The organism is Cardiobacterium sp. (assembly GCF_057314735.1).
In genome coordinates, this window is the sequence record NZ_DBHKZK010000061.1 from 15,267 (window position 1) to 40,653 (window position 25,387).

The 25,387-nt window shown below is 50.6% G+C and carries 25 protein-coding genes and 1 CRISPR repeat array; of the genes, 14 read left to right on the top strand and 11 right to left on the bottom strand.

Annotated features, from left to right (window positions below):
* Positions 1-29: 29 nt before the first annotated feature.
* The 4 genes from ACO54Z_RS08905 to aroA form a co-directional block, all read right to left on the bottom strand.
* Positions 30-320, bottom strand: coding sequence for an integration host factor subunit beta (locus tag ACO54Z_RS08905; protein ID WP_298079895.1), 291 nt, complete (start codon positions 318-320; stop codon positions 30-32).
* 66 nt (positions 321-386) lie between these two features.
* A complete protein-coding gene (rpsA, locus tag ACO54Z_RS08910) occupies positions 387-2,057 on the bottom strand; it encodes a 30S ribosomal protein S1 (protein ID WP_485996688.1) in 1,671 nt (556 codons plus the stop codon).
* 26 nt (positions 2,058-2,083) lie between these two features.
* Positions 2,084-2,758: a (d)CMP kinase gene (gene cmk, locus ACO54Z_RS08915; protein WP_485996689.1), complete on the bottom strand. Its 675-nt coding sequence runs from the start codon at positions 2,756-2,758 to the stop codon at positions 2,084-2,086.
* The gene (gene aroA / locus ACO54Z_RS08920) at positions 2,751-4,061 is read right to left on the bottom strand and encodes a 3-phosphoshikimate 1-carboxyvinyltransferase (protein WP_485996690.1); all 1,311 of its coding nucleotides are present in this window, start codon (positions 4,059-4,061) and stop codon (positions 2,751-2,753) included. Before aroA ends, cmk begins: the two co-directional genes overlap by 8 nt.
* Before the next feature lie 142 nt (positions 4,062-4,203).
* On the opposite strand from aroA, the gene cas2 reads away from it, so the two are divergent.
* The 5 genes from cas2 (at position 4,204) to csm6 (ending at position 10,334) form a co-directional block, all read left to right on the top strand.
* Positions 4,204-4,491, top strand: coding sequence for a CRISPR-associated endonuclease Cas2 (gene cas2 / locus ACO54Z_RS08925; RefSeq protein WP_485996691.1), 288 nt, complete (start codon positions 4,204-4,206; stop codon positions 4,489-4,491).
* A 13-nt stretch (positions 4,492-4,504) separates the two neighbouring features.
* Positions 4,505-5,509, top strand: coding sequence for a CRISPR-associated endonuclease Cas1 (gene cas1 / locus ACO54Z_RS08930; RefSeq protein WP_485996692.1), 1,005 nt, complete (start codon positions 4,505-4,507; stop codon positions 5,507-5,509).
* A gap of 642 nt (positions 5,510-6,151) precedes the next feature.
* The gene (locus tag ACO54Z_RS08935) at positions 6,152-6,412 is read left to right on the top strand and encodes a CRISPR-associated endonuclease Cas2 (RefSeq protein ID WP_298079912.1); all 261 of its coding nucleotides are present in this window, start codon (positions 6,152-6,154) and stop codon (positions 6,410-6,412) included.
* A gap of 246 nt (positions 6,413-6,658) precedes the next feature.
* A CRISPR array of direct repeats spans positions 6,659-8,009; the repeat unit is 36 nt; unit sequence ATTAAAAATTAGTCCCTGCTTCAAAGGGATTGCGAC.
* Positions 8,010-8,561: 552 nt separating this feature from the next.
* Positions 8,562-9,038, top strand: a complete 477-nt coding sequence (locus tag ACO54Z_RS08940; protein WP_485996693.1) for a lecithin retinol acyltransferase family protein — start codon at positions 8,562-8,564, stop codon at positions 9,036-9,038.
* 216 nt (positions 9,039-9,254) lie between these two features.
* A complete protein-coding gene (gene csm6 / locus ACO54Z_RS08945) occupies positions 9,255-10,334 on the top strand; it encodes a CRISPR-associated ring nuclease Csm6 (protein WP_485996694.1) in 1,080 nt (359 codons plus the stop codon).
* A gap of 446 nt (positions 10,335-10,780) precedes the next feature.
* Here csm6 and ACO54Z_RS08950 read toward each other — a convergent pair whose 3' ends face one another.
* The 7 genes from ACO54Z_RS08950 to ACO54Z_RS08980 all read right to left on the bottom strand — a co-directional run bounded on the left by ACO54Z_RS08950 (position 10,781) and on the right by ACO54Z_RS08980 (position 15,384).
* Positions 10,781-11,308 (bottom strand): GNAT family N-acetyltransferase, encoded by a 528-nt coding sequence (locus ACO54Z_RS08950; protein ID WP_485996695.1) that lies wholly within the window; start codon positions 11,306-11,308, stop codon positions 10,781-10,783.
* A gap of 22 nt (positions 11,309-11,330) precedes the next feature.
* Complete coding sequence (locus ACO54Z_RS08955; protein WP_485996696.1) at positions 11,331-11,831, bottom strand: dihydrofolate reductase; 501 nt, start codon at positions 11,829-11,831, stop codon at positions 11,331-11,333.
* The gene (ybaK, locus tag ACO54Z_RS08960) at positions 11,828-12,310 is read right to left on the bottom strand and encodes a Cys-tRNA(Pro) deacylase (RefSeq protein WP_485996697.1); all 483 of its coding nucleotides are present in this window, start codon (positions 12,308-12,310) and stop codon (positions 11,828-11,830) included. Before ybaK ends, ACO54Z_RS08955 begins: the two co-directional genes overlap by 4 nt.
* Before the next feature lie 324 nt (positions 12,311-12,634).
* Positions 12,635-13,498, bottom strand: a complete 864-nt coding sequence (locus ACO54Z_RS08965) for a polyprenyl synthetase family protein (protein ID WP_485996698.1) — start codon at positions 13,496-13,498, stop codon at positions 12,635-12,637.
* 101 nt (positions 13,499-13,599) lie between these two features.
* The gene (gene bamJ, locus ACO54Z_RS08970; RefSeq protein WP_485996699.1) at positions 13,600-14,382 is read right to left on the bottom strand and encodes a BamJ family beta-barrel-assembly machinery protein; all 783 of its coding nucleotides are present in this window, start codon (positions 14,380-14,382) and stop codon (positions 13,600-13,602) included.
* 73 nt (positions 14,383-14,455) lie between these two features.
* The gene (locus tag ACO54Z_RS08975; RefSeq protein ID WP_485996700.1) at positions 14,456-14,944 is read right to left on the bottom strand and encodes a hypothetical protein; all 489 of its coding nucleotides are present in this window, start codon (positions 14,942-14,944) and stop codon (positions 14,456-14,458) included.
* Complete coding sequence (locus ACO54Z_RS08980; RefSeq protein WP_298080792.1) at positions 14,941-15,384, bottom strand: universal stress protein; 444 nt, start codon at positions 15,382-15,384, stop codon at positions 14,941-14,943. The genes ACO54Z_RS08975 and ACO54Z_RS08980 overlap by 4 nt, the downstream gene beginning before the upstream one ends.
* Before the next feature lie 400 nt (positions 15,385-15,784).
* On the opposite strand from ACO54Z_RS08980, the gene ACO54Z_RS08985 reads away from it, so the two are divergent.
* From ACO54Z_RS08985 to ACO54Z_RS09025, 9 genes are all read left to right on the top strand, one after another.
* The gene (locus ACO54Z_RS08985; protein ID WP_485996709.1) at positions 15,785-16,222 is read left to right on the top strand and encodes a pilin; all 438 of its coding nucleotides are present in this window, start codon (positions 15,785-15,787) and stop codon (positions 16,220-16,222) included.
* 73 nt (positions 16,223-16,295) lie between these two features.
* Positions 16,296-16,739, top strand: a complete 444-nt coding sequence (locus tag ACO54Z_RS08990; RefSeq protein ID WP_485996701.1) for a pilin — start codon at positions 16,296-16,298, stop codon at positions 16,737-16,739.
* Between the two features lie 100 nt (positions 16,740-16,839).
* The gene (locus tag ACO54Z_RS08995; protein ID WP_485996702.1) at positions 16,840-18,702 is read left to right on the top strand and encodes a glycosyltransferase family protein; all 1,863 of its coding nucleotides are present in this window, start codon (positions 16,840-16,842) and stop codon (positions 18,700-18,702) included.
* Entirely contained in the window at positions 18,702-19,592 is an 891-nt protein-coding gene (locus ACO54Z_RS09000; protein WP_485996703.1) for a decaprenyl-phosphate phosphoribosyltransferase, read from the top strand. The genes ACO54Z_RS08995 and ACO54Z_RS09000 overlap by 1 nt, the downstream gene beginning before the upstream one ends.
* Positions 19,583-20,581, top strand: a complete 999-nt coding sequence (locus tag ACO54Z_RS09005; protein ID WP_485996704.1) for a lysylphosphatidylglycerol synthase transmembrane domain-containing protein — start codon at positions 19,583-19,585, stop codon at positions 20,579-20,581. The genes ACO54Z_RS09000 and ACO54Z_RS09005 overlap by 10 nt, the downstream gene beginning before the upstream one ends.
* 57 nt (positions 20,582-20,638) lie before the next feature.
* Positions 20,639-21,928, top strand: coding sequence for an FAD-binding oxidoreductase (locus tag ACO54Z_RS09010; protein WP_485996705.1), 1,290 nt, complete (start codon positions 20,639-20,641; stop codon positions 21,926-21,928).
* Complete coding sequence (locus ACO54Z_RS09015) at positions 21,925-22,680, top strand: SDR family oxidoreductase (protein ID WP_485996706.1); 756 nt, start codon at positions 21,925-21,927, stop codon at positions 22,678-22,680. The genes ACO54Z_RS09010 and ACO54Z_RS09015 overlap by 4 nt, the downstream gene beginning before the upstream one ends.
* Positions 22,677-23,303, top strand: a complete 627-nt coding sequence (locus tag ACO54Z_RS09020) for an HAD-IB family hydrolase (protein WP_485996707.1) — start codon at positions 22,677-22,679, stop codon at positions 23,301-23,303. The genes ACO54Z_RS09015 and ACO54Z_RS09020 overlap by 4 nt, the downstream gene beginning before the upstream one ends.
* Entirely contained in the window at positions 23,296-24,975 is a 1,680-nt protein-coding gene (locus tag ACO54Z_RS09025; RefSeq protein WP_485996708.1) for a hypothetical protein, read from the top strand. Before ACO54Z_RS09020 ends, ACO54Z_RS09025 begins: the two co-directional genes overlap by 8 nt.
* The last annotated feature ends 412 nt before the right edge of the window (positions 24,976-25,387 follow it).

The following is a 25,387-nucleotide window of genomic DNA, read 5'->3' on the forward strand; positions in this document are numbered from 1 at the left end:
GGCGCTGTTTCGGGTTTGTTCGGGGGGCTTCAGGCGTCGGCATTTTGGTCCACGCGCTCGCGCAGCTCTTTGCCCGCGCGGAAGTAGGGGATGGATTTGGACGGCACTTCAACGGAGTCGCCGGTTTTCGGGTTGCGCCCGGTGCGCGCTTCGCGGTAGTGCAGGGAGAAGCTGCCGAAGCCGCGGATTTCGACGCGGTCGCCTTTTTCAAGGCTCTGGCAGATTTTTTCGATGATGAGTTTGACGGTTTCTTCTACGTCCTGGCTGCGCAGTTGCGGGTAGCGCATACAGAGGCGGTCTATCAGTTCGGATTTGGTCATGTGAGCTCCTTTCCGTCGGGCGAAGGCGATGCCGCCGCACGTTGTGGTGCGGCGGCGTTGGCTTTATCAGTCTTCGGAGTTGCCCAGCTCTTTGAAGATGTCGCCCAGCGAGGTGCCGCTGTGGCTTTCTTTGCGGGTGTAGTCCTGGATGACGGCTTTTTCGTCCGCGACGTCTTTGGCGCGCACGGAGAGGTTGAAGGTTTTGTGTTTGCGATCGACGTTGATGACTTTGGCTTCGACTTCATCGCCAACGGAGAGCAGTTTGGTCAGGTCTTCAACGCGCTCGATTGCCGCTTCGGAGGCTTTGAGGATGCCGTTGATGTCGTCGGTCAGTTTGATGACGGCCTGGCGTTCGTCCACTTCGGTGACGGTGCCTTTGACGACGGAACCGCGTCCGTGGGCGGAGGCGAAGGCGGAGAAAGTGTCCTGGCTCAGTTGTTTGACGCCCAGCGAGATGCGCTCGCGTTCGGCGTCGATGCCGAGGATGATGGCTTCCACTTCCTGGCCTTTTTGGTAGTGGCGCACGGCTTCTTCGCCGTTTTCGTCCCAGGAGAGGTCGGAGAGGTGAATGAGGCCGTCGATGCCGCCTTCGAGGCCGATGAAGACGCCAAAGTCGGTGATGGATTTGATTTGGCCTTTGACGCGGTCACCCTTGTTGAATTTTTTCTCAAATTCTTGCCACGGGTTCGGCTGGCACTGTTTCATGCCGAGCGAGATGCGGCGGCGTTCCGGGTCGATTTCGAGGATCATGACATCGACTTCCTGGCCAACGGCGACGAATTTGCGCGGATTGACGTTTTTGTTGGTCCAGTCCATTTCGGAGACGTGTACCAGGCCTTCCACGCCGTCTTCGATTTCGACGAAGGAGCCGTAGTCGGCGATGTTGGTGACTTTGCCGCGCGTTTGGCTGTTGACCGGGTAACGCTGAGCGATGTCGCCCCACGGGTCGGAGCCGAGTTGTTTGAGGCCGAGGGAGACGCGGGCGCGTTCGCGGTCGAATTTGAGGACTTTGACTTCGACTTCGTCGCCGATGTTGACGACTTCGGACGGGTATTTGATGCGTTTCCACGCCATATCGGTGATGTGGAGCAGGCCGTCCACGCCGCCGATGTCGAGGAAGGCGCCGTAGTCGGTGAGGTTTTTGACCACGGCCTTGACGACGTCGCCTTCTTGCAGGTTTTTCAGCACTTCGTCGCGCTCGGCCTTGTATTCGTTTTCGAGGACGGCACGGCGGGAGATGACGATGTTATTGCGTTTTTGGTCGAGTTTGATGATTTTGAAGTCAATTTCCTTGCCTTCGCTGAGCGCCGGGTCTTTGACCGGACGCACGTCAACCAGGGAGCCGGGCAGGAATGCCTTGACGCCTTCAACGTCCACGGTGAAGCCACCCTTGACGCGGCCGGAGATAACGCCGGTGATGGTTTCGCTGTCGTTGAATTTCTGCTCCAGCACTTCCCAGGTGCGGATGCGTTGTGCTTTTTCGTGCGAGATTTTGGTTTCGCCGAAACCGTCCTCAAGGGCTTCGAGGGCGACTTCCACGGTATCGCCCACATTAACGGTCAGATTGCCGTTTTCATCAGTGAACTGGGCGGCGGGGATGAAGCCTTCGGATTTCAGGCCGGCGTTCAGGACGACAAAGTCCTTGTTAATTTGCACGACTTCGGCCTTGATGATGGAGCCGGGTTTTAATTCGGCGGTTTCGATGCTTTTTTCAAAAAGCTCAGCAAATGATTCCATAGATGACTCTGGTTGATAGAAAGGGGTTAGGAAAAAGAAAAACGTGCGGCAATTTCGGCGTTTACCTGCTGCTGCACGTCCGCAATTGACAAAGTACCCGTGTCAATGACCACCGCATCCAAAGCTGGTTTGAGCGGGGCTACGCTGCGGGAGCGGTCGCGCGCATCGCGCTCGGCTATCTCGGCGTAGATGGCGCGAAGATTAACAGATTCTCCTTGTGCCAACAACTGTTTATAGCGCCGCTCGGCGCGGATTTCCGCCGATGCGGTCAGGAAAAATTTGAGTGGCGCGTCGGGAAAAACGACCGTCCCCATATCACGCCCGTCGGCAATCAGCGGCGCATCGCCGCCGAAATGCCGCTGAAAATCAAGCAGCGCGGCGCGCACCTCAGGATAAGCGGCGATTTTCGAGGCCGCATTGCCGCAACGCTCGGTGCGCAACTCGCCGCCGACGGGTGCGCCGTCCAGCAGCACCGTGCAACCGCTGTCATCGAGGCGGAAATCAATCCGCATCGCGCCGACCAGCGCCGCGATTTCCGCTGCGGGCGCGTCAATCTTGCCCGCCGCCAGCGCCTGTAACGCGACCAGCCTGTAAAGCGCGCCGCTATCGAGATACGCCCAACCGCGTTCGCGCGCGAGATTTTGGCACAGCGTGCCCTTGCCGACGCCGCTCGGCCCATCGACGGTAATCACCTTACGCATCGCGCACCGCCATGCCGACGCTCTGCGCCAGTGTGCGGAAGGACGGGAAGGACGTCGCCACATTGGCGCAATCGCGCACCACAATCGGCGCGGCGGCGCGCAAGGCGGCGACGGCGAAACTCATCGCGATGCGGTGATCGCCGAGACTCTCCACCATGCCGCCGGAGAACGCCGTGCCGGGTTTGCCGTGAATCACCATCGCATCCGCCGACGCGGCGCAATCCACACCGAGCGCGCGCAAGCCTGCCTCCATCGTCGCCAAACGGTCGCTTTCCTTAACGCGCAGCTCATGCAGCGCCGTCGCCCGCGTCTCGCCCTCGGCACAAGCGGCGGCGATGAACAAAATCGGAAACTCGTCAATCGCAATCGGCACCAGCGCCTCATCAATCGTGATGCCATGCAGACGCGACGGACGGACGCGCAAATCAGCGACCGGTTCGCCGCCCGCCTCGCGCGCGTTCAACACCGCAATATCGCCGCCCATCGCCCGCAGAATCTCCACCACCGCCGCGCGCGTCGGATTCATGCCGACATTCTCCAGCAGCAGCTCGCCCTCGCGCGCAATCAATCCGGCAACCAAAAAAAATGCCGCCGAAGACACATCGCCCGGTACTACCACCTCGCAGGCGGAAAGCCGCTGCCCGCCGCGAATCGCCAGCGTCGCGCCGACTTTCTCAACGCTCACGCCGAAACCGCGCAACATCCGCTCGCTGTGGTCGCGGCTGACACCCGGCTCCGTCACCCGCGTCGTACCGTCGGCGAACAGCCCGGCGAGCAACAGCGCGGATTTCAACTGCGCGCTCGCCACCGGCAGGGTGTAATCAATGCCATGCAGCGGGCGGCCATGAATGGCGAGCGGCGCCGTACCCGCCTCGCTGGTAGCGATTTCCGCGCCCATCCGCGCGAGCGGTTCCGTCACGCGGCGCATCGGCCGCTTCATCAAAGAACTGTCGCCGACCAGCACACTATTAAAAGGCTGCCCGGCAAGCACGCCCGCAAGCAGGCGCATACTGGTGCCGCTGTTGCCGACATCCAGCGGTGCGGCGGGCGCGCGCAGCCCGTGCAACCCCGCACCGTGAACCGTCACCCGCCCGGCGCCGTGGTGGACAATCTCCACCCCCATCGCCTGAAACGCGCGCATGGTGGCGAGACAATCCTCGCCTTCAAGAAACCCGCTGACCTCAGTCGTCCCCTCTGCCAGCGCGCCGAGCATAATCGCGCGGTGGGAAATGGACTTGTCGCCCGGCACGCGCACCGTGCCAGCAACCGCATCCACCGGCTCACATCGCCAATCTTGCCGCATAAAACCTCCTGCAAAAGAAAAGCCCGCATCATATAGCGGGCGACCAGGGAACGCCAAGATGCCCGCCCCGGCAAAATTGCCACAACGGACAAACCGCGCCCGCCGCCGTAGCATCACCCCAGGCACCCGCCGGACGTATCCCATGCCGCACCGCACCCCGTACCTCATCGCCTACGACATCAGCGACACCCGCACCCAGGCGCACGTGCGCCGCATCCTCCAGGGCTACGCCACCGGCGGTCAACAATCCCTCTTCTGCTGCTGGCTGAGCGACGCCGAATACCGCCGCCTCCTCTACACCATCCCGCCCCAACTCGACCCCGCCACCGACCGCCTGCACATCTTCCGCGTGACCAAACAGACCGAAACGCGCCTGCTCGGCAAAGCCAAAGCCGCCAGCCCCGCCGACGCGCCCCTGCTCATCATCTAAATGGAGAAACACCATGAGCACCCTCTACATCGACCGCAAAAACACCCGCATGACCGTCTCCGGCAACACCCTCGTCTTCTATGAAAACGGCGAACGCGCCAGCACCCTGCCGCTGCACCTCATCGACCGCATCTGCATCAAGGGCGACCTCACCCTGAGCGCCGCCGACCTCGGCAAACTGGGCGCTCACGACATCGGCGTCCTCATCCTCAGCGGCCGCAGCCAACAGCCCGCCATCTACCTGCCCTGCGCGCGCAAAGACGCCCTGCGCCGCCTCGCCCAGGCGCACCTCAGCCAGGACAACCCCTTCTGCATCCAGCAGGCACAAACCTGGATTACCGAAAAAATCCAGCGCGAACAAGAGCTCTTGCGCGACCTGCAAACCCGCCCGCATCACGGCGGACACCAAATCCACGAATCCCTCGCACAACTCGAACAGCGCCGCTGCCAACTCAAAAAAACCGTGAGCGACCTCGCCACCCTGCGCGGCATCGAAGGCAGCGCCGCCGCTGCCACCTTTGCCGCTATCGCCAGCGTCCTGCCAGAAAGCCTCCACTTCAGCGGACGCAACCGCAACCCGCCGCGCGACCCGTACAACGTCGGCCTCTCGCTCGGCTACACCCTGCTGCACTACGCCATGGTGCGCCACATCCACCTCACCGGCCTGGACCCCTGCATCGGCTACTACCACAGCATCACGCACAACCGCGAATCCCTCGCCTGCGACCTCATCGAAGCCATGCGCCCGCTCGTAACAACCTGGACCATCGACGCCTTCCGCGAACACACCCTGCGCCCCGAAGACTTCACCATGCAGGGCGACGCCTGCCACATGGGCAAAGCCGCACGCGCCCGCTACTACCCTGCCTTTGAAAACGCGCTCAAAACCTGGCAGGGCGAAATGCGCGAACGCTGCGTGGCACTCCTGCACGCGCTGGGCAACGCCTGCTTCAACCACCCGCAAACCCGCAACTGCGCCGCCGCCTTCCTCGAAGAAGAAGCGCTGCTCACCCTGTAGCCCGTCCGCCGGACAGCGCCTTCCCCTGTGGGGGAGGGCTGGGGTGGGGTTACTTGCGGCAGACACGTTGCCCATACAACAACTCCAACCACTTACAAACACCTGAGCGCTCCATGTGTATGTAAACCAAAGCCCCTCCCCTGCAGGGCGAAGCCCGCAACGGGCGGGTTCCAACGCAAAATGCGTCTGCATTTTGCGTGGGGCCCGGGGAGTGCTGGGGAGGGGGTAGCGCCATAGGAACACCCGCCGATGCCCGAAACATAACCCGAACGGCCCCCTCCCCCCGTGGGGGAGGGCTGGGGTGGGGTTACTCGCGGCAGACACGTTGCCCATACAACAACTCCAACCATTTATAGCCATCCACCGAAAGCCTCATACGGTGTTGCGCCGCTTCGCCGTACAACCGCGTACTGTCTTCAGCGGCGCGCCTTGTCTGAAACTTTCGGTGGATGGCTATACAAACACCTGAGCGCTCCATGTGTATGTAAACCAAAGCCCCCTCCCCTGCAGGGCGAAGCCCGCAGCGGGCGGGTACCCACGCAAAATGCGTCTGCATTTTGCGTGGGGCCCGGGGGAGTGCTGGGGAGGGGGTAGCGTCAGAGAAAAAACCACCGATGCCCGAAACATAACCTGGACAGAACCATGCCCGACTACCTCATCGCCTACGACATCGCCGCGCCCAGGCGCCTGCAAAAAATCCACAAACGCCTCTGCGAAGAAGCCATCCCGCTACAAAACAGCACCTTCCTCTACCGCGCCAGCCCCGGCCAGTTTGAGCACCTCTGGCAAGAACTCGCCCAAATGAGCAAAAACGAAGACGACCTGCGCGCCTGGCGCCTGCCTGCCGCCAGCCTCTGCTACGAATACCACCCCAAAACCCCGGAAGGCATCTGGTGCCTGTAAACAACGCCCGCCCGGGAATTAAAAATCCAAAAGACACCCCGCCAAAAACAACAAAAAACCGAATCATACAAAAACCTGACCCAATACAGTAAAATACGCCCATCCCGGACAACACCGGCCACCCAAAAACCGCCATGAAAAACCCTAATAAAAACAACACCCGCAGCGTCAACTTTTTCACCTTTGCAAAAGTTGGAAACGCCCTCTGTAACCAACTGAAAACAAGGAGGAAAAACACACCCCGCTATTAAAAATTAGTCCCTGCTTCAAAGGGATTGCGACTTCGAGAACGGCAAATACCTTGGGATTGGTATCATTAAAAATTAGTCCCTGCTTCAAAGGGATTGCGACAATTCTGGCAAAGCCTTATGCAGCGCATACTTATTAAAAATTAGTCCCTGCTTCAAAGGGATTGCGACGCTGGCGGTGTCGGCGACCTGTAAAAACTCCGCTATTAAAAATTAGTCCCTGCTTCAAAGGGATTGCGACCTATCGGCAGGTATACGCCAGCTTGTAGCGGATGTATTAAAAATTAGTCCCTGCTTCAAAGGGATTGCGACAGATTGTTGAGGTGTTAGCGCTTGCCTTAACCAATTAAAAATTAGTCCCTGCTTCAAAGGGATTGCGACGGGCGGTTAGACTTATTGGATGGATGATGCATTAAAAATTAGTCCCTGCTTCAAAGGGATTGCGACGCGAGGTAATAGCCCAACGTGCCACATGGATTGGATTAAAAATTAGTCCCTGCTTCAAAGGGATTGCGACTCCAGCCCTCAACAAGGGCGCGCCACAAGTCGGATTAAAAATTAGTCCCTGCTTCAAAGGGATTGCGACAAAAGAAAAAAGGCTGCAAATGCAGCCTTTTTGTATTAAAAATTAGTCCCTGCTTCAAAGGGATTGCGACACTCGCTTGTGCATATTGTTTAGGTGTCTGCACTTATTAAAAATTAGTCCCTGCTTCAAAGGGATTGCGACTCAAGTTCTTCGGTCTTGCTGACCTTTTTGCGGATTAAAAATTAGTCCCTGCTTCAAAGGGATTGCGACATTCCTCATGCCAATGGGTGCGATAGCGCGGATATATTAAAAATTAGTCCCTGCTTCAAAGGGATTGCGACGACGGACGACGGCCAGGATGAAGCCATCCTGCTGATTAAAAATTAGTCCCTGCTTCAAAGGGATTGCGACGACGGACGACGGCCAGGATGAAGCCATCCTGCTGATTAAAAATTAGTCCCTGCTTCAAAGGGATTGCGACGTAGGCGTCGCCACCGTTGCTGTCCAGCATATTATTAAAAATTAGTCCCTGCTTCAAAGGGATTGCGACACGGCAAGTCTTGCGGGGTAAGCGTCATCGGGAATTAAAAATTAGTCCCTGCTTCAAAGGGATTGCGACAATCCACCGTCATGTAATCGCACATGGTGGCATTAAAAATTAGTCCCTGCTTCAAAGGGATTGCGACCCATTCAGAACCTTTTCCTTTTCTTCTTTTCTGAATTAAAAATTAGTCCCTGCTTCAAAGGGATTACGACGTAGTGCGGCGCGTCCATCGCGGCGCAGGATATTAAAAATTAGTCCCTGCTTCAAAGGGATTACCGCTTTATCCCGCCCGCGTTGGCGGGCTTTTTTATGCGACAAATTTGCCGCTGCTGGCAGGATGTATAGCAATCCTCATAAAATTCTGTACGACAATTTTTAGGTATATCTGAAGAGCCGCGTAGGTCGGGCATGAATGGCGACCTACATTTGCTGCTTTGCGAGAATTGTTATATCCACTACATAATGCGCGCAAATTGCCATAAACAGATTTCTTTCCAGACTATTATTTGTACTTGCTACCTCGCAAAGTAATGAAGTTCAAAATCCTGCTGAATCGCCGTTTGTCGCCCTATTCCAGCCTGTATTTACAATTGATGATTTTACGCGCAGGTTGGGTTGGCGAGGTACGAGCGTAATCCAACTTGCTAACTTCGGGAGCCATATCACCCATCCCTCTCTGCCCCTGCTGCAGGTATTGCCCTGCAGGGGAGGAAGGATTTTTTAATTGCAAACAGCCTCCGGGGAAATACTCATAACGCAACAATTTTGTCATTCTGGTACTTTTTGCAGGGACGATTATCATGTCCCGCAACAAGCAAGCAGGAGGACTTCATGAGCGAACAAAATAATACTGGCCGTAATGTCGTTTTAGGTATCAGTGTTCTGATTGCAATTCCTGCAATAAATTCCGTATGCGGCTTGATCAAATCCCTCAAAAAAAATCGGGATACCAAGGTAAAACCGGCTATTGGTAGTGTGCTGTATTGCGATCTTCCTGCAGGCGTTGCAGAACATTCCGGCATTTATATTGGCGATAATCGCATTGTCCATCTCAACGGCAAAGGTGAAATGGAAATTGTGACTCCAGCGTATTCCCTTTCCAGTTTCGCTTTGAAAGATATTTATGTTTCCTGCATGGGAGAAGAAGCTATTGGTAGCAGGCAAGTTGCCGAAAATGCTTTGGAAAAGATTGGGAAGGCACCCAGAAATTATAATATTTTTTTCGATAACAGCCACAAATTTACGGCAGGCTGTCTGACCGGAAATTTCAACAATGGCAATACGTCACTGACGCTGTTAAAGAGATAGGCGAGCCAAACGCTGCACGCTGATAATTGGCTTCTTTGGGGCAGATAATATTATCTGGGAAGGTATTGTTTGGCGTTTGTATCTATTGAGATAGGGTGTTGTCATATTTGCATGATTCATGTGTTAGAATGCTGGTTAAAACAAATGGCTGCAATAATGATTGCATGGCAAACGCTATTGGCAGCTATCGCTGTCGCTAACCTGTGAGGGAACGTTATGAACAAGAAACGCAATATTTTGGTCGCGGTGACGGGAATGTCGCCGCAGATTGTCACGGAAACGTTATATGCGCTGGTTGTGCAGCAGCAATGGCTGCCAGATGAGGTACACGTTTTGACCACCGGAGCCGGGGCGGAGAAAATCCGCACCGCGCTTTTTGCGGACGAGCATTTCTCCCGTTTTTGTGCTGATTATGCGCCCAATGGTATTGGCTTTACGCCTGAGTATATTCATTTGATTCGTGATGCACAGGGCAATGTACTCGATGATATTCGCACGCCTGCGGAAAATAATCTGGCGGCGGATATGATTGTCCGCTTTATTCATGATCTTTGCCGTGAGGAGGATACGGCATTGCACGTTTCGATTGCGGGCGGACGCAAGTCGATGGGGTTTTATATTGGTTATGCGTTGTCGCTGTTTGGTCGCGTGCAGGATCGGTTGTCGCACGTGTTGATTAATGAGCCGTTTGAGGCTAACCGTGATTTCTTTTTCCCGCCACGCGTGCCGCAATGGATTGACACGCCGCAGGGTAAGGTTTCTACCGACAAGGCAGAAGTGATGTTGGCTGATATTCCGTTTGTACGGATGCGCGATGGGATGCCTAATTTGGTGCTAGATGCAAACTGGACTTATGGGCAGGCGGTGGAACAGACGCAATTGCAATGGACGGACTGGCGTATTGAGATTGATGTGGTCGGGCAATTATTGCGCTTTGGCCGTTTGCCGCCGCTAAAATTGTCGCCACAGTTATTTGCGCTGTATGCGGCAATGGTTGCACTGTATGAGGAAGACAAGCATATTGGCAAGGAGGATATGGCATTGCTGGCGCGGTATTTTTGCTGTTTTTATTCGAAGGAATATGCCGATAATGGCGAACGCTATAGTGATTTTCTTGCCAGCTCGAATTATGAGGAAATGCACCGCATTTTGCGCGAAGGCTCTGCCCGTATTTTTAAGGCGCTGAACAAGCATTTGGGCGCGCCCGCCGAGAAGTTTCGTATTACCAGCAGCGGCAGGAATAATGCCAGGGTGTACGGGCTGGCGATGGGCAAGGCGCAGATTGTGTGGCGGTAGGTTTTGCGGGTGTGGGTGGCACGGTTTTTCCGGGCTATAGGACAAATGGGAGGCTAAAACGCTATCGACCAGGGACTGTTTGCGTCGTTTTATAGCCATCCACCGAAAGTTTCAGACAAGGCGCGTCGCCGAAGACAGTACGCGGTTGTACGGCGCGGGTTTCCCTAAAAAATGGCTTCGCCATTTTTTAGGGTGCCCGGTCAGGCGACGCAACACAGTATGAGGCTTTCGGTGGATGGCTATATATGCGTCGCTGACGCGGATGGTTTGCTGCCCCACTCGGGTTCCCCCACAGGGAGAGAAGGCATATTAGCTGTTTTCCTGGTTTTCAGTTCCCTACACAAGCATACGGAAAAATGCGATTCCCCCAAGATTTTGAACAGGTTTTTAGGGGCGCGTCCGAGCCATTACCACTGTTGCAAGTTCATCCGGTAATAGCAGCGGTTTTACGACTGCGACAATTGCAACGTAAACAGCAGGGTGTCAGTGTCGTAATAGCGGCGCGTCATGCCGGATTTTGTCATGCCGAGGCGCTGCATTACCGCCTGCGAGCGCCAGTTGTCGGGATAGGTCACGGCAACTACCTGCCGCAATTTGGCCATGCGTGCGCGTAGCAGCATCGCCTGCGCCGCCTCCGTGGCGTAGCCGTTACCCCAATGGGCAGGATGCAGGTGCCAGCCGATTTCATATTCCGTCGCGCCGTATTCGCCCTGCGACAGCGGGACAGGTTTGAGCAGAATGGTGCCAAGCAGGCGTGCCGGGTCGTCGTGCGGGGTGATGGCAAGAATGGCGGCGGGGGCGGGCAATGGCTGGCGGTAATATTCCAGGCGGGCGGCGGTTGCGGCGGCGGTCGGCGCGTGTCCGTCGCCAAGCCAGCGATAGACATCAGGGTGCTGGTGCATCGCGGTCAGCGCGGCAAGGTCGCCCGCAACAAAGGGGCGCAGGATGAGGCGGGCGGTGCAGATGGGCTGCATCGGGATTGTCAGAAAACGCCGCTCAGTTGGTACGGCGCGCGTAGCGGCAGAAACTTAGCGGCCAAGTATTGGCAGCGTCGGCGGGATGGTCTTCGCGCGCGGTTTCCTGCCAGTCGGCGGGGTCAAGCGGCGGGAAAAAGGTATCGGCGCAGGCGACGGTGGTGTGAACCCGGGTGATGAGCAAGGTGTCGGCCAGCGGCAGCGCGAGGCGGTAGATGGTCGCGCCACCGATGATGAAGATTTTGTCGCCGCGGGCGCGGACAAGGGCGGTGGCAAGGTCGGGGCAGGTGTCTGCATCGGGCAGGGCGAGTGCCGTATTGCGGCTGATGACCAGATTTTGTCGCCCCGGCAGCGCACGGCCAATGCTGTCCCAGGTTTTGCGTCCCATGATGACCGGGTGGCCGAGGGTCTGCGCCTTGAAGTATTGCAGGTCGCGCGGCAGGTGCCACGGCATTTTGCCGTCGCAGCCGATGGCGCCGTTGTCGCTTTGCGCGACGATGACGAGGATTTCCGGCATGGTCATGCCACCGCAACGTTGACCGTCTGCGGCTTCAGCACGGCGAGGTCTTGCGGGCGGATGATGACCTGGAAGCCGCGTTTGCCGCCGTTGATGCACAATCGCTCCAGCGCGTAGATGCTTTCTTCGACGTACACCGGCAGCGCGGTTTTGGTGCCAAAGGGCGAGGTGCCGCCGAACAGGTAGCCGGTCCATTTGCTTGCCTGCGCCGCTGTTGCCGGTTCGATGTGCTTCATGCCGAGCTGGCGGGCGAGGTTGCGCGTCGAGATTTCGCGGTCGCCGTGCATGAGGACGATGAGGCCGTGTTTTTCTTCGTTGGCAAGGACGATGGTCTTGATGACCTGATGCTCGTCAAGGCCGAGTTCGGCAGCGGTCTGCGCGGTGCCGCCGTGCTCTTCGTAGGCGAAGACGTGCGGCTCGTAGGCGATGTTGTGCTCGCGCAAAAAGCGGATGGCGGGGGTGACGGGGTATTTTTCTTTGTGCATGGCGGGTTGCCTGGTTGGGGTTTGCGGTGGTATTTACATACAGGATGGCGGGGAAGGTGTATGTAAATGGTTTGGTGTCTTGGATTTTTCTAAGGTGTGTTTACAATTGGTCATAACACGATGATTTCGTTCGTAGGTTGGGTTAGCGAGGTACGAGCGTTACCCAACAGGCTGAATACCGAACAATCCCGTTGTTGGATGAGACGCAGTGCAATCCATTGAAAAACAGAAAATTCACTTCATACGCTATATCGCTCACCCCCACCCCTCCCCCGCTGCGGGCTTCGCCCTGCAGGGGAGGGAGATCTGAATTGTAAACAGCACCTAATGATTACGTCCGCTGATGCGGGCGAGCAGCGCGCGCAGTTGTGGCGCGCCGTGCGGCAGGCGGGCGGCGGCGGCGTCTGCCTGCGCGCTGTGGGTGGCAAGCGCGGCGCGGCTTTCGTCCAGGCCAAGCAGGGCGGGATAGGTGTTTTTGCCTTGCGCCGCGTCTTTGCCCGCCGTTTTGCCGAGGGCGGCGCTGTCGGCGGTGGCGTCCAATATGTCGTCGGCGATTTGGTAGGCGATGCCGAGGTGTTCGCCCAGTGCGTCCAGCGTCGCCGCGTGTGCGGCGTAGTCGGCAGCGGGTTGCGCGCCGAGGTGCAGTGCGGCGCGTATCAGCGCGCCGGTTTTGCCCCGATGCACGGCTTGCAGCTCAGGCAGGGTGAGCGCGCGCCCGGTCGCCGCCATGTCGCGCATTTGTCCGCCTATCATTCCCGCCCAGCCGGCCGCGTCGGCAAGGGTACGGATTTGTGCCAGCTTAATCGCAGGCGGGAGCGTGCTGTCCACCAGCAGGGCGAAGGCGAGGGTGTTCAGCGCGTCGCCGGCGAGGATGGCGGTCGCTTCGTCGAAGGCACGGTGCGTGCTGGCGCGTCCCCGGCGCAGGTCGTCGTCGTCCATCGCGGGCAGGTCGTCGTGGATGAGCGAGTAGGCGTGGATGGCTTCTACCGCGCAGGCGGCGGCGTCAACGGTGTCCAGCGGTACGGCGAAGGCGTCAGCCGTGGCGTAGAGGAGCGCGGCGCGCAGGCGTTTGCCGCCGCCGAGGGTGGCGTAGCGCATCGCATCGGCAAGGCGTTCGCCCGCCGGTGGCAGCGCTTGCGCCAGCACGGTTTCGATGCGGGTCTGGCAGGTGGTGAGGTAGTCGGTCATGGGAGGCTTCGGCGGGATTGGAGCAGCGATGGTATCACGTCAGGGATGACAAAAAACGGCACCCGTTACAGGTGCCGTTGGTTGTTGCCGCAGCAGGGCGCTTATTTTTTCGCTTCTTTGGCATCTGCCGGTTTGGCTTCGGTCGGGTTGGCCGCAGCTTGGGCATCAGCGGCTTTGGCTTCTGCCCTGGCCGTGTCGCCATTTACCTTGAGCAGTTCGACATCGAAGGTCAGGGTGGCATTCGGCGGGATGCTCGGCGGGGCGCCGGTTTCGCCGTAAGCGAGGTTGGACGGGATGTAGAGGGTGTATTTGCTGCCCTCGTTCATCAGTTGCAGGCCTTCGACCCAGCCGGGGATGACGTCGGAGACGTTGAAGGTCACCGGTTCTTTGCGCTCGTAGGAGCTGTCAAAAACGGTGCCGTCCAGCAGGCGACCTTCGTAATTGACGGTGACGCTGTCGCTTTTGGTCGGTTTGGCACCTTTGCCTTCTTTTTCGACTTTGTATTGCAGACCGGTATCGGTAGTCTTCACGCCGTCTTTTTTGCCGTTTTCGTCGAGGAATTTTTTGCCCGCTTCGGCGTTGGCGGCGATTTCTTTTTCAAGCTGCGCCTGCATTTCTTTCATGCGTGCTTCGGCGAAGGTTTGCATGGTTTTGTCCATGTCTTCGCGCTTCATCGCCAGCTCTTTGCCTTCGGCGGCGTCTTTCAGACCACTGATGACGGCTTCGAGGTTGATTTTGTCGCCGCCAATTTCTTTGACGGTGGAGCCCATGTCCACGCCGAGTGCGTAGCCGACCTTGTCGGACTCGTTTTTCAGTTCTACGGCCTGGACGCTGCCGATGGTGGCGGCGATGGCGGTGGCAAGCAGGATTTTGCTGTATGTCATTAAGTTCTCTCCTTGGAAAGATTTGGGTTGATAAAGCGGGGCGCAGTATGCCACGGCGACCCCGCTGCGGGTTTTACCGGTGGGTAATTCTCTGCCGCTGGGCGTCAATCAGACCGCGCTGTTGCAGCCAGGCAATGGCATCGGCGGCGTCGCCTTCCAGCCAGGCATACACGCTGCCTTCGCGGTAGCTGTAGCCCCAGGTGGTCATGTCGCGCAGCATCTGTTCGCGGCCAACATCGGGCAGGGCTTCGGCGAGCAGGATTTGCAAATAATTGACGGCGCATTCTTCGAGGACGGTGCCACCCGCGTCAGTATGCAGCTTGGCGCGGCGGGCATCGTCCATGCAGATCCAGTGCCCCGCTTCGTGCAGGGCAGAATGGGTCGGCGTGTCCGGGCGAATATAAAGGGTGTCCAGCACCAGCCCCGCTTCCGGCGCGCCCCAGTAACTGCCAGGGATGTCGGCATTTTCCGGCAGCATGGCCACTTGCAGGCCATACGCGCCGAGCAGGGTCTGCAGCGCAGGCAGGCTGATTTCCGCACAACGCTGGACGTTTTGCGTCATACCGGCTCGCCAAGTTTGACGACGAGCACGTCGCAATTCACACCGGGCAGGATGTCATCCGCAGTCGCACCGAGCAGCGATGCCAGGCCGGTGCGCACATGGCGGCCAATAACAATCAGATCCGGTTTGATTTTTTCGCAGTAATCCAGGATGCCGCGGCGGGTGGAAAGCGCGGTTTCAACGTGGGCATCGTCGGCGATGATTTTGTGCCGTGCCAGCAGTTGCTGCATCTTCTCGCGCGCACCGGAGATGATTTCATCTTCATTGCTGATAGGGATGATCGGCACGATTTCGTAGCCGGCGGTGAGGACGGTCTCCTCCATCACGTGCAAGACACGCAACTTCGCGTCCGGGTCTTCCAGCATACATTTGGCACGACTGGCGACGATGTCGCTGTCTTCACGCAAATCAGTCACAAGCAAGACATTTTTGTAGCGCATGGGATTCTCCTGTCGATTGAACAACGCACCTCTATACAAGGTACAACCCTACTTTACCATAACTGCCCCGGCGCAGCGGCGCAGTGATGCGGTATTGAGCTCACATATGCCGCATAACGACGACGCCCGTCTGAAAGCGGCATAACCTGCCACGGCGCGGCAGCGGACGACAGAATGCGGCAAGCGACCAATGGCCAAAGCGTATTCAGCACGCCCCCAATCCCGCCCAAAACTGGGACAATTTTCACCATCTTTGGCAGATTTTACACGTAACTATTTGAAAAATAATGTCGCAACAAACATGGCACAGCCGAAGCATATATCTTCACAACAGCAAACGCTGTTACAACCTGCAGCGAATGCTGTAATTCAAACCCGAAAAACTAATGGAGTAAATCTCATGAAAAAAATGCAAAAAGGCTTCACCCTCATCGAGCTGATGATCGTTATCGCCATTATCGGTATCTTGGCTGCTATCGCTCTGCCGGCTTACCAAGACTACCTGGCTCGTACCCAAGCTTCTGAAGGTTTCAAAGCTTCTTCTGGTCTGCAAGCTGACATCGGCGTTTATGCTTCTGCCAACTCTACCCTGAATGGCGTACAAAGCGACCCGAACGTTGCTGGCACTGTAAGCGAATTGGGCGGTAAATATTTCTCTAAAGGTTCTGTAAGCGTTGATAACGCTACCGGTGCTTACACCATCAACTTCAATGCTGGTGCTAACTCTAACAAAAACCTGGTTGTATCTCCGGTTCTCAACACCGCAACTGGTCAAATCACCAAGTGGGTTTGCTCTGGCACTATCGAAAAACGCCGTCTGCCTTCTACTTGCCAATAATTTTCGGCTCATTAGCAGAAAAGACGAAAGCCCGGTTATATGCCGGGCTTTTTTAGATTATGCGGAGAAATTTATGATGAATATTGTGCGTGTAAGGCAAGGAGGCTTTACTTTAATTGAGTTGATGATCGTTGTTGCCATCATTGGAATTCTTGCCTCACTGGCCATTCCTGCCTATCAAGACTATTTGGCCCGCACACAAGCAAGTGAAGCACTTGTAGTAACGGCGGGATTAAAAAATGATATCGCAGTAAAATATTGGGACAAGGGACATTTTCCCCCGGCGGGCGACGATTTGATGGCAACAACACAGTTGCTGCAAGGAAAATATTTTCCTGCAGGTGGAGCTGTTTTAACACCAGATACAGGGGTTATTACCATAACCTTTGATAAAGGCGCCAATTCAGGAAAGAATGTTATAATCACACCTGTACCGCAATCAACGAATAGACAGATCATTAGCTGGAAATGTAGCGGTAGTGTTGGAGAGCGCAGGCTGCCAACTTCGTGTCAATAAAATATCTTTGTTGGACTGTTTGACTAAAATATAATACAATGTCTTGATGATATTCTGAATTGGCGTGCGGTTCTAATTGTGAATTTAATGGAATAATGGAATGATGAATAACCTGAAAAAGTATCCTTATGTCAGCATTGTGGCATTTTATGTGTTTAGCTTTTGTCTGTTCTTTTTATTATATGGACAGGTGCTAGCATTTGATTATGTATGGGATGATAGGGAACTTTTTGTTTACAATCCGGAATTGCTCAATAATCCATTAAGTTGGCAATTAATCGCACGCCCTGTTTTGGAAGGAACAAGTTATTTTCGTCCCTTGGTACATCTTAGCTGGTTTTCTGAATTTCATTTGTTTGGTTTGCGCCCCCGGGTAAGCCACGGCATAAATTTGGTCGTGTTTTATATGGGGGCTTTACTACTCTTTCATCTCGTTAAATTTATTTTGCGCAAAACGGCGTCTGCTGGTTTGATAGCGGGAATATCAGCACTTATCTATTTGTGCCATCCCATGAATATTGAAGCAACTGCTTGGGTGGCAGGACGATTTGATACATTTGCCACATTTTTTCTGATACTGGCAATTTATGCTTTTTTAGCTATTCGACCTGGAATGCTTCGCGCGTTGCTTGTATCACTTGCATATTTGGCGGCGCTCGGTTCCAAAGAAACAGGAATTTTATTTCTTCCATCACTATTTTGCACATGGGTGCTCGCGCACCATTCTAATAGCGAACCATGGTCGCCGGTATTTAAAAGTTTTTTCGTAAAAAATTATGCACTACTCGTAAATTTGCTTGGGTTAACGATAATTTATTTATTTATACGCGCGTATTATGCTAGTGGTATGACTCACCTTGGTATGGGAGCGTCTTATATTTACAAAACATATATCATTAACCAAATACCAGTAATCTCAATAAAAGAATATATTACGAGAACGCTGCTACCATTCTATGATCTTGGGTTGTTTTTACCTATTGAGTATTTTGTAAATCCATTAAATAAAATAGTTTCTTGGGCGGTATGTTTATTTGTCGCGTCCGTAGTATTTTTTGGGTTTAAGCGAAGAATGAATTTCGTCTTCGCTATCTTGGGGTATCTCATTATGATATCCTTGGTTATATATTTAATCCCGATATCTACGGCTGCCAATATTGTCCAGGATCGTTTTCTCTCTCCTGCGATGCCGTTTTTTATTATTCTGGTGGCTTTGGGCTTGTCCTTCCTCGCGGAAAAAAGAAAAATTATTGCAATATCTGCCGGAATGTTTTATGCGGCATCCATAACATTCATAACAATACAATTGGTACCTATATGGCAAAATGAACTGAAATTTTGGTATCATATAAGTATCTTTCAAGAAAAATACAATCACATTTTTCATCCTATGCTCTTGCGTGCAATGATGGAATTTAACGTACCTCGCAAGGATATAGAGGAACTAATGTCTAAAGAACGGGAGGAAATAAAAAGGACGGGGGTCTTTCGTCCGGTAACTTTTATTATATATGGTCAATATTTGGTGGATCAAAAAGATCCGGAAGGAATAAAACTTCTTCGGGAATACTCGGATGTTTTGGACGAAATTGGTGAAAATTATCAGGTCGAGGGTCTTTCAAGACGTGATGTTTTTGCAATTTATTATAGTTATGCATTGGGGTTATTGGAAATTGAGCACAATATCAAAGAAGCTGCCATGATTTTTGAGAAGGCAAAAGAATATAATGGCCCCTATAAAACCACAAGTACGCTGACGCTCGATATTATACTGAATTTGTTGCAAAATAAAAATGATGAAGCCAAAAAGTCTTATCATGAATTGATGGCTATAAACAATATAGCACGCGAAGATTTTATTGGGCGTATAAATGAAAAAATCAAGATTAATTGTGCCGCAAATAATTTGAATATTCCTGCCTGTCAACCAGATTTCGATGTTCGACAACTAGAAAATAAATAATGGAAAAATTTAAATACCTCATAAAATTACTGCGTCCTCACCAGTATGTTAAAAATAGTTTTGTCTTGGTAGGCGTTCTTTTCTCACGACAATGGGATATATATACACTATTGCAGGCAGCTTGGGCCTTTTGTGCCTTCTCACTATCTGCAAGTGCTGTTTATATATTAAATGACTTGTCTGATATAGAAGCAGACAGGGCACATCCAAAGAAACGCTACCGTCCACTTCCAAGCGGCAAAGTATCAATTACAGCCGCAAGAAAACTCGCAATAATTCTATTTTTAGTTACGTTTATTCCTACCCTTTTACTTAAGGACTGGATACTTGTATCTATTCTGTTGACGTATATTGTGATGAATATTGCCTATTCCTTATGCCTGAAGCATATTGTTTTATTGGATGTATTCGTAATCTCCATGGGTTTTATGCTGCGTCTTTTAGCTGGAACTTGGGGTATTGGAATAGCTCCCTCTGAGTGGTTATTACTTTGTGGCATGATGTTGACACTCTTTTTGGGCTTCTGTAAACGCACATCAGAGTTATTACAGTCTGCAATGGCAGACGATACATTTGCAGAAAAATCTCGCCGGGTGTTGACGGAATATAATACGGCGATGCTGGAGCAGTTTACGTCAATAACGGCAGCGTGTGCGATTATCAGCTTTGGACTTTATACGGTCTCGTATCAAACAATTCGGACGCAGGGAACAAGTAAGCTGATTTATACCCTTCCTTTAGTAATTTACGGTATCTTCCGCTATCTGTTTTTGCTACATCGACACGGTAAAGGGACGGATACGGCCAAGGATCTTTTTACCGATAAACATTTGCTTTTGACGGGAAGCTGTTGGGTTGGTATGACGCTGGTAATATTGATATGTCAATAGAACATGAATTGGAACAAAAAGAACATGAATTGGAACAAAAACCGGATCAGCTTTCTTGGCGTATTAAGGCTGTAATATTTTCTGTAGTCATTGGAATATTGCTCTATGTAGGAGCATCTGTTTATGCGGGACGTACCGCTGTATGGACAGTAATGCAAAGAATCGGGTGGACTGGATTGATAATTTCCCTCCTGTTGTCATTGCTAAATTATCTGTTACGTTTTTTCCGTTGGCAGCTTTACTTGAGACATCTGAATTATTCTGTACCATCAATGTCTTCTTGGCGAATTTATTTGGCCGGATTTGCATTGACGACGACACCAGGAAAAGCGGGAGAGGGAATTCGTTGCTTTTTTTTGCGTCAAAAAGGAGTACCTATTTCATCATCCTTAGCTGCACTCGTTAGTGAGCGCTTCTCAGATTTATTGGGTATTGTGGCATTATCCTGTATTGGTTTGTGGAATTTTCCACAAGCAAGATTGCCTATTTTAATAACAATAATGCTTATTCTGTTTTTTTTATTGATTTTATTTTACCCCCCTATTGTTAATCTGATACGTAAAAAAATCCAATGCACCGAAAGTAAACATCAATGGTTGTTTCATGTATTGGAGATTATACAGCAGGTACGGCTTTGTCATTCTCCGACAATTATGTTTTTAAGTAGTGCTATAAGTATTTTAGCCTGGGGGTGTGAAGCTGTCGCATTTTATTTAGTTTTATATTGGGCTGGATTTGGTGACTATTCGAGCTTTACTTTTGCTATTTTTGTATATTCTCTATCTGTATTGATAGGCGCTTTATCATTTTTACCAGGAGGTCTTGGCGGTGCGGAGGGTGCTATGATATCACTATTGATAGTGCGGGGAATTGATATGCCAGCAGCCATAGCCTTAACCGTCTTTATTCGTATGACGACCTTATGGTTTGCCGTAGCCATTGGTATATTGGCCTTATTCCGAAGTTATCGTGAGCCCAAGGATGAATAAGAATTGGGATGACAGTATATTTATGTTGTTATAATTTTATTTTGTCAGGAGATTTAGATGAGCAGTCTCTATCTTTCATGGAATCGTTTACCACATTTGCGTCCTGCGGAAATTCATTCGCTAGATATGCCTGTGCTTCCAAAGAGGATATCAACACCCGTTTTTACGGTTCAAGGAAACGCTCGTAGTTATGGCGATGTCTGTTTAACAGAAAAGGGAGTTTTGTTAAAAACACTGGGACTCAATAAATTCATCTCATTTGATCGTAAAAATGGCATATTACAATGTTATGCTGGAACGAAATTGTCAGATATTTTAGCCTTGGTTGTACCACATGGCTGGTTTTTATCTACTACTCCAGGAACGGCACTAATTACAGTGGGGGGAGCGATTGCTAATGATGTGCATGGGAAAAACCATCATGTTGCAGGCACATTTGGCCATCATGTCAACAAGATGGAATTGCTACGTTCTGATGGGAGTCGATTAATTCTGTCTCCGCAAGAAAATAAAGAGCTATTTGCGGCTACTGTAGGCGGGTTAGGTCTAACAGGCCTGATTACATGGGCAGAAATACAATTGATGCCTATACATAATCCACTGATGTGGACGGAAAATCGCAGCTTTCGAGATTTGGATGAATATTGGGAACTTAATCAGGCAATGCAACCTTTATGGCCATGTAGCGCATCGTGGATTGATTGTCTTTCTTCTGGTAGAGGTGTGATGTTTTTAGGCCGCCATGCCTCAGCGGTGGAACAACCTTTCCCTTCCGTTGGTCATAACTGGCGGGTGCCATTTGAAATGCCATTATCCTTGGTTAATAATTTGAGTGTCAAGGTATTTAATACATTGTATTATCATAAAAATCGCACAAACAAGACAGGTTTAACCGGATACAAACCATTTTTTTACCCATTGGATGGCATTTATGACTGGAATAGAATTTACGGGTATCGCGGATTTTATCAGTATCAATGCGTATTTCCACCGCATAGTGAGAAGGAAGGAATAAGAAAATTGCTGGCTGCAATTAACCATAGTGGGCAGGGATCGTTTTTGGCAGTTTTAAAAAGTTTTGGTGATATTCCTTCGATTGGAATGCTTTCTTTCCCACGTGCTGGTACTACATTAGCTTTGGATTTTCCCAATAAAGGTGATGTAACTTCGCGTCTTTTTTCGAGGCTGGATGCTATTGTCAATGAATATCAGGGGGTACTTTATCCTGGGAAAGACGCACGAATGCCGGGTTCATTATTTCGCTCCCACTATCCTCAGTGGGAAGCTTTTTCTGCTTTTATAGATTCAAAATTTTCTTCACATTTTTGGGAACGCGTTACAAAATGAATACGTTAAATCGTACCGTTATTTTTGGTGCAACCTCTGCTATTGCAGCGTGTACAGTACAGCAACTAGTTCAAAATGGGGCATCTGTTTTTTGTATTGCTCGTGATAAAGAGAAACTGGATATTTTACTTGCAGATCTTAAGGTTCGTGCTGCACCAGAACAAATTATTGCTGGCATAACAGCAGACTTAACAGATTATTCTCGTCATGAAGCACTTTTTTCTATGGCGCAGGAATCTTTGGGAAGTTTAGATAGTGTTTTAGTGGCGCATGGTATTTTACCGATACAACCAGATTGCGAGAATAACATTCCATTAATGCTAGATAGTTTCCACATTAATGCATTAAGTGTTATCAGCTTGCTATCCATAGCTGCCAATCTGTTTACGAAAAAAGAGAGTGGTGTTATTGCAGCTATCAGCTCCGTCGCCGGAGATCGAGGGCGTCAAAGCAATTATGTTTATGGCAGTGCCAAAGGGGCGGTCTCTATTTTTATGCAAGGGCTACGAAATAGATTGATGAAGAAAAATATTTCGGTTGTTACTATTAAGCCCGGATTCGTTCGAACTCCGATGACAGATGGATTTGAACGAGATGGTGTGCTTTGGGCTGACCCTGAAAAAATAGCTAAAGGAATTGTGAATGCAATGCGTAAGGGAAAGGGGGAAGTATATTTGCCTTGGTTTTGGCAAGGTATTATGTGTATTATTAAATCGATCCCTGAATTTATTTTTAAACGGTTATCATTATGAACCGCCCTTTTGCCTTTTTTGATTTTGATGGCACGTTGACTGTAAAAGACAGCTTGTTGCCTTTTTTGCGCAAGGTGTCGGGAAGTAGTACCTTTTATAAAAAAATCCTTTTTCATAGCCCTGTCTTATTGGGATATTTGCTTAAATTTATTGAAAATCATAGAGCGAAGGAAATAATTTTAAGTAGTTTTCTTTCAAATAAAAAGGAAAGTGATATTAGGGAAATTTCCAAACAGTTTGCCCAAGATGATTTGACAATTTTTTTGCGTAGTAATGGATTACAAATTTTGCGACAATGCCAAAATGAAGGATTTTCTTGTATTTTGGTCAGCGCCTCTCCTGAAATTTATTTGAAATATTGGGCTGCGAATTATGGATTTGATGACGTAATAGGGACACGTTTACAAATTCAGAATGGAATATTAACTGGTAAAATTGATGGCGAAAATTGTTATGGTGAGGCTAAAGTACGTCGAATCAAAGCCTTGTATGGTTCGCATTTCCCGGATAGTCGTGCTTATTCGGACTCGATAGCTGATTCGCCTATGTTACGGTTAGTGGGTTCTCCCTATCTCTTGAGACATGGAGTGTTTTGTTCTTTTACTGAGGAAAAATATGGCTAAGTTATTTTCTTTTCGTTTTGTATTGTTCGTTATATTTTGCCTTTTTAGTTTGGCTTTTATCAATACTGCTTGGGTGGCAGAGGATGCGTTTATTACTTTTCGCTCTGTTGATAATATGCTTGCTGGATATGGCCCTGTCTGGAATATTGGTGAGCGGGTTCAAGTCTATACGCACCCGTTATGGTATATATTGCTTGTTATTGGAAATTTTATTGCCCATTCGCCATATTATGTAGCATTGGTTTTAAACTATCTGTGCTTGCTTGGTTTTTTATATATTTATGCTCGTTTGGTTGCCAAGAACAAACCGGATACGCCTATTCAAGCATTACTGGTCATAATTATTTTATTGTTTTCTCGGGCTTTTGTGGATTATTCATCATCAGGACTGGAAAATTCATTATTACATATTCTAATAGTAGGATATGTTTATTTTCTTGTTAGCCAGGATATATCTCTTCGACATAAATTATTATGGTGTAGTCTAATTTTTTCGGGCCTATTCTTGACGCGACCAGATGGTATTTTGTTGGTTTTACCTGCGTCTTTATATTTGTTTATTCGCGCAATTCGGGAGGAACCCAAAGCTTTGCTTTATATCTTACTGGGGTTATTACCTATGATTTTTTGGGAGATTTTCTCAATTATTTACTATGGTAGTTTTGTTCCCAATACAGCACTCGCAAAAGTAAATAATGGTGTGCCGTTATCCAAAAATTTAAGTAAGGCGTATGAATATTTTAAGTTTAATTTACTGAATGATGCCGTTACACTCTCAATTGTATTTCTTGCCGTCTTGTGCGGTCTCTTTAAGCGAAATATTGCACTTCTATTGGCAACAGGAATTATATTACAAATAGTCTATTTGTGTTATGTTGGGGCAGATTATATGTTGGGGCGTTTTTTGAGCTCTTCTATGGTCATGGCAATTATCATAATGGTCATAATAATTCCTTCTAATGATAAAAGAAAAATTGTCTTCATGATGATGCTTTTTGTACCTGTAGCTCTTACTTCTGTCTTCATACGCTCGCCACTTGCTCTTACTTTATTTTCTCCGATTACTTATACGGCTCCAGTTATTGATGTACATGGTAATGCTGATGAGCGTGGCTTTTATTATCAATACTTGGGGCTAAAACCGGTTATAGGCCCACTTGAAGGGTGGTATCAATCTTATGGGTGGTTCTATACTGGGAGCTTGGTATATCGCAACCCTGGTATCTATATATCTTGTTTTATCGGAATGCAGCCTTGGAAAGGTGGTTATCAATCCTATTGGATTGACCCCATGGCACTATCTGAGCCGTTCTTAGCCCGATTGCCTTCTCATTCTATGGATGCGAGGACGGGACATTATGAGCGCGCTTTTCCGCCAGGTTATCTTAAATCAAAGATTAGCGGGGCAAACCAACTGGAGAGCCCTGAATTGCATCATTTATATGATGATGTTGAGTTGGCTGTTAAAGGTGATATTTGGACTCGTGAAAGATGGGGTGCAATTTGGCGTTTAAATACAGGATACTATAAGCATATGGATCGTTTTTTTGATCGTAATGCTTTGGGTCCCCGAGAATTGGTAGGAAATATAGATATAGAGTGGGATATGCATAAATGTATGGGGGCTTTGGAGCAGCCAAATTATATGATTAAGTCATATCAGGGAAACTGACGAGATAGCATCCCGAAATGTATGGTGTTTTAAATGTACCTATACGTTAGTATCTTGGAGTAACAGTTTTCTTTTTTGCGAAGATAGCAGGCTATTCGTACTGCATGGCGTGCCCAAGAGTACAGATGACCGTTATTCGCTAGGGCCTGTTGACAACTATGTGAGACTTAAAATCGTAGCCGCCAAATAAATATTGGCAGCGAAGGATTCGTCAGTCTTCTCTGAACGCATCGCTATCTTCTTGTATTCCTTTATAGCCATCCACCGAAAGCCTCATACTGTGTTGCGCCGCTTCGCCGTACAACCGCGTACTATCTTCAGCGGCGCGTCTTGTCTGAAACTTTCGGTGGATGGCTATAAATCGCAGAAGAAATTCTCCACCAGATGCCGCTTTTTGTATGCCTCCTTGTCA

What these genes read in the sequence shown, in the direction of transcription:
- ACO54Z_RS09025 (WP_485996708.1), top strand. Translation starts at nt 23,296, where the DNA reads ATGGCTAAGTTATTTTCTTTTCGTTTTGTATTGTTCGTTATATTTTGC.
- bamJ (WP_485996699.1), bottom strand. Translation starts at nt 14,382, where the DNA reads ATGACATACAGCAAAATCCTGCTTGCCACCGCCATCGCCGCCACCATC.
- ACO54Z_RS08965 (WP_485996698.1), bottom strand. Translation starts at nt 13,498, where the DNA reads ATGACCGACTACCTCACCACCTGCCAGACCCGCATCGAAACCGTGCTG.
- ACO54Z_RS09010 (WP_485996705.1), top strand. Translation starts at nt 20,639, where the DNA reads ATGAGCAGTCTCTATCTTTCATGGAATCGTTTACCACATTTGCGTCCT.
- ACO54Z_RS08950 (WP_485996695.1), bottom strand. Translation starts at nt 11,308, where the DNA reads ATGCAGCCCATCTGCACCGCCCGCCTCATCCTGCGCCCCTTTGTTGCG.
- ACO54Z_RS08935 (WP_298079912.1), top strand. Translation starts at nt 6,152, where the DNA reads ATGCCCGACTACCTCATCGCCTACGACATCGCCGCGCCCAGGCGCCTG.
- rpsA (WP_485996688.1), bottom strand. Translation starts at nt 2,057, where the DNA reads ATGGAATCATTTGCTGAGCTTTTTGAAAAAAGCATCGAAACCGCCGAA.
- ACO54Z_RS08975 (WP_485996700.1), bottom strand. Translation starts at nt 14,944, where the DNA reads ATGACGCAAAACGTCCAGCGTTGTGCGGAAATCAGCCTGCCTGCGCTG.
- ACO54Z_RS09000 (WP_485996703.1), top strand. Translation starts at nt 18,702, where the DNA reads ATGGAAAAATTTAAATACCTCATAAAATTACTGCGTCCTCACCAGTAT.
- csm6 (WP_485996694.1), top strand. Translation starts at nt 9,255, where the DNA reads ATGAACAAGAAACGCAATATTTTGGTCGCGGTGACGGGAATGTCGCCG.
- ACO54Z_RS08990 (WP_485996701.1), top strand. Translation starts at nt 16,296, where the DNA reads ATGATGAATATTGTGCGTGTAAGGCAAGGAGGCTTTACTTTAATTGAG.
- cmk (WP_485996689.1), bottom strand. Translation starts at nt 2,758, where the DNA reads ATGCGTAAGGTGATTACCGTCGATGGGCCGAGCGGCGTCGGCAAGGGC.
- ACO54Z_RS09020 (WP_485996707.1), top strand. Translation starts at nt 22,677, where the DNA reads ATGAACCGCCCTTTTGCCTTTTTTGATTTTGATGGCACGTTGACTGTA.
- ACO54Z_RS08985 (WP_485996709.1), top strand. Translation starts at nt 15,785, where the DNA reads ATGAAAAAAATGCAAAAAGGCTTCACCCTCATCGAGCTGATGATCGTT.
- ACO54Z_RS08905 (WP_298079895.1), bottom strand. Translation starts at nt 320, where the DNA reads ATGACCAAATCCGAACTGATAGACCGCCTCTGTATGCGCTACCCGCAA.
- ACO54Z_RS08940 (WP_485996693.1), top strand. Translation starts at nt 8,562, where the DNA reads ATGAGCGAACAAAATAATACTGGCCGTAATGTCGTTTTAGGTATCAGT.
- ACO54Z_RS09005 (WP_485996704.1), top strand. Translation starts at nt 19,583, where the DNA reads ATGTCAATAGAACATGAATTGGAACAAAAAGAACATGAATTGGAACAA.
- cas1 (WP_485996692.1), top strand. Translation starts at nt 4,505, where the DNA reads ATGAGCACCCTCTACATCGACCGCAAAAACACCCGCATGACCGTCTCC.
- aroA (WP_485996690.1), bottom strand. Translation starts at nt 4,061, where the DNA reads ATGCGGCAAGATTGGCGATGTGAGCCGGTGGATGCGGTTGCTGGCACG.
- ybaK (WP_485996697.1), bottom strand. Translation starts at nt 12,310, where the DNA reads ATGCACAAAGAAAAATACCCCGTCACCCCCGCCATCCGCTTTTTGCGC.
- ACO54Z_RS09015 (WP_485996706.1), top strand. Translation starts at nt 21,925, where the DNA reads ATGAATACGTTAAATCGTACCGTTATTTTTGGTGCAACCTCTGCTATT.
- ACO54Z_RS08955 (WP_485996696.1), bottom strand. Translation starts at nt 11,831, where the DNA reads ATGACCATGCCGGAAATCCTCGTCATCGTCGCGCAAAGCGACAACGGC.
- ACO54Z_RS08980 (WP_298080792.1), bottom strand. Translation starts at nt 15,384, where the DNA reads ATGCGCTACAAAAATGTCTTGCTTGTGACTGATTTGCGTGAAGACAGC.
- ACO54Z_RS08995 (WP_485996702.1), top strand. Translation starts at nt 16,840, where the DNA reads ATGATGAATAACCTGAAAAAGTATCCTTATGTCAGCATTGTGGCATTT.
- cas2 (WP_485996691.1), top strand. Translation starts at nt 4,204, where the DNA reads ATGCCGCACCGCACCCCGTACCTCATCGCCTACGACATCAGCGACACC.